This is a genomic window from Streptomyces carpinensis (assembly GCF_002154505.1).
GTDB classification, from domain to species: domain Bacteria; phylum Actinomycetota; class Actinomycetes; order Streptomycetales; family Streptomycetaceae; genus Streptomyces; species Streptomyces carpinensis.
Map to the genome: position 1 here is coordinate 1 of NZ_MUBM01000390.1, position 1,865 is coordinate 1,865.

The window sequence follows — 1,865 nt, forward strand, 5'->3', positions numbered from 1 at the left end:
CTGCGCGGGCGGTCGGCCGCGGCGCCGTCGTCAAACAGGACGAGCGCTGGGACGGCCTGCCCACCGGGGAAAATCGCCGCACCACCACCGGCGACGGACCCCCGCCGCCACGTCGTGTCCCGGCGTCCGGCCCTCACGTCGGGGCACTGCTGGCCCTGTTGAACCGGTCCGAGACCACCAGATCGAGGTCTCAGACCTCCCTTGTCGGTCTATGACGAGCTGACCGGGACTCGTTCGGTGACGAGGTCCTCGCGACCGCCGTTCTTGATCGGACCGCGGGGCAGAGCACGGCGCCGTACCCTCAACTGGAGAAATACCACGGCGGCGACTGGCGGCTCGGCCCCAAGTACCTTCCCACAACCGGCCCCATCGGGAGATTGCTGCGCGGCTACCGCCCGGAGGGCGCCACGTCGAAGTACTGGTTCCTGGGGTGCTACTGGCAGACGAATCCCCAGAATGAGACGGCAAAGCAGGTCGGCGGCTGGTGGTTCCCGGACAACCGTGGTTTCGTGCTGCGCAACAACCGCCCGGTGGAACGGCCCCTGAAGCTCCGGAAAGGGCAACGGGTCGACCTCTTCGGCCGAGGAAACCCCGGAAACTTCCTCGCACCGGAAGGCGCGCCGTACGCCAAGCGCGCGATCCCACCGAGCAACCTGGACCAATACAGCGCTTCCAACCCTGCGTTCAACTACCACCACTACGAGGTCATCGCACCGTTCACCGTCGAGGCAGGGCCTGTCAGGCCCTGGTTCGGCCAGCCCGGGCTCGGCACCCAGTACTACACGGAAACCACCGTCGGGGAGCTGATTCAGGCCCACAAGCTCAAAGAAATCACCAGCCGGACGACGTCATGAGGCAGGACTGACAAACACGACTGCCGCACGGTGCCGCAGTCGTGCGGCGGACGGACCCGCGGGAATCGATCGACGATGACCTGGACATTGTCGGAGCCCATGCCCGCCGCCTCGTGGTCGACCCGGCTCTCATGTCGGGTCGACCGGAGCGGTGAACGCACTGCGGCCACCGGGCATCCTGGCGGTCCCGACCGGGAACCGGGTCAGCCCCCGCCATCATCGCCATCGACGCGCTGGTGGCGATGTTCACCCTGATGCTGGTCGCAGTGGCCGGGCTGGGCGTCCTCGACACGGTGGTGCTGGACACCCGGGAACGTGTCCACGACTTCGGGGTGTTCAAGGCGCTCGGCATGTCGCCGCGCCAGACGGTCGCCATGGTGCTCAGCTCGGTGGCCGGGATCGGCCTGGTGGCGGCCATCGGTGTGCCGGTCGGCGCGGCCCTGCACACATGGGTGCTGCCGGTGATGGGCAGCGCGGCGGGCACCGGGGTCCCGAAGGCCGACACGGCGGTGTACTCACTGCCTGTGCTGGTCGTGCTGATGTCGGGCGGCCTGGTGATCGCCACGGCGGGAGCGCTGTCGCCCGCAGGGTGGGCGGCGAATGCCAGGACGGCGGTGGCGCTGAGAAGCGGGTAGCGCCCTGCGCACCGGCCCCGGGCGCCCGGCACCGCCCACTGCCGCCGCTGCCCACAAGCAGAGCCAGGGCCCGCCGAACCGGACGAACCCGGCGAAGCACTACCAGACGCCGTGCTCGCCGTCCTGTACGGGGTTGATGCGGGCGATGAACACGCTGCGGCCGTCCCTCGCCTCCTGAGTCTGGACGAGCAGGCTGATCTGGATCAGTCTGCCGTCGCGATGTAGCGCCGACATCCTCACGGGGCGGCCGAGCGTGCGCGACTCGCCGGTGAGCAGCAGGGAGGTGAAGGCGGCGATGTGGCGGTCACGCATGTCCTCGGGGATGAGCACGGTGATGCGCCGGCCGACGAGCTCATCGGCCGGCGCATCACCGTGC

Annotated in this window: 2 protein-coding genes and 1 pseudogene; 2 read left to right on the plus strand and 1 reads right to left on the minus strand. The window is 69.3% G+C overall.

Going from position 1 to position 1,865, the window contains the following annotated elements; genetic code table 11:
• Positions 1–377: 377 nt before the first annotated feature.
• Both BZY54_RS39835 and BZY54_RS39840 read left to right on the plus strand, forming a co-directional pair.
• Positions 378–854: a TNT domain-containing protein gene (locus BZY54_RS39835; RefSeq protein WP_244217566.1), complete on the plus strand. Its 477-nt coding sequence runs from the start codon at positions 378–380 to the stop codon at positions 852–854.
• A 242-nt stretch (positions 855–1,096) separates the two neighbouring features.
• The gene (locus BZY54_RS39840; protein WP_086730230.1) at positions 1,097–1,489 is read left to right on the plus strand and encodes an FtsX-like permease family protein; all 393 of its coding nucleotides are present in this window, start codon (positions 1,097–1,099) and stop codon (positions 1,487–1,489) included.
• 99 nt (positions 1,490–1,588) lie between these two features.
• Here BZY54_RS39840 and BZY54_RS51255 read toward each other — a convergent pair.
• A pseudogene (locus BZY54_RS51255) lies at positions 1,589–1,865 on the minus strand (hypothetical protein); the annotation flags it as partial.

Excerpts from the sequence above, each read along its gene's own strand:
- BZY54_RS39840 (WP_086730230.1), top strand. The coding sequence starts at position 1,097 with ATGTTCACCCTGATGCTGGTCGCAGTGGCCGGGCTGGGCGTCCTCGAC.